The 542-nt window shown below is 72.3% G+C and carries 1 protein-coding gene; it reads right to left on the bottom strand.

Annotated elements, in window-relative coordinates; all coding sequences use genetic code 11:
• Window positions 1–542 (bottom strand): PAS domain-containing protein (locus D2K64_RS24100; protein ID WP_120010958.1); only part of this gene is annotated, 542 nt, incomplete at both ends.

The raw sequence follows: 542 nt of genomic DNA, 5'->3' as shown, positions 1-542 counted from the left end.
TTCTGTGCCTGGCGCAGGCTCTCTTCCGTGGCCATCAGCTCGGCCGTCCGTTCGGCGACGCGGGCCTCGAGCTCCTCGCCGGCGCGCGCTAGCACCTCGCGCACGTGCACCTGGTCGTCGATGTCGGTGCAGGAGCCGATCCACTCGGCGGCCCTACCGTCATCGCCCCGCACCGGCAGGCCGCGGGTCTGGAACCAGGCATAGCGGCCGGAGGTGGCATGGCGGATGCGACTATCGAACTGCAGCAGGCCGGCCGGCCCGGCCTTGCGCCAGGCCTCACGGGCGATGTCCCGATCTTCGGGGTGCAGCGCGTCGAGCCAGCCCCAGCCGAGACTTCGTGCCTCGCCCTGCCCGGTGTAGTCGCGCCATTGCGGGCTGGACCAGGTCCACAGCCCGCCCTCGTCCGAGCGCCAGAGAAGCTGCGGGATTCCCTCCACCAGCGCCCTCTGCCGCGCCTCCTCCTCCCGCAGCGCCGCCTCGATCCGCTTCAGCTCGGTGACGTCCTGCCCGACGCCGCCGATGCGCAACACCGTCCCGTCCGG

Source organism: Teichococcus vastitatis, from assembly GCF_003604215.1.
Classification (GTDB): Bacteria; Pseudomonadota; Alphaproteobacteria; order Acetobacterales; family Acetobacteraceae; genus Pseudoroseomonas; species Pseudoroseomonas vastitatis.
This window is presented reverse-complemented; position numbering and strand designations above follow the sequence as displayed.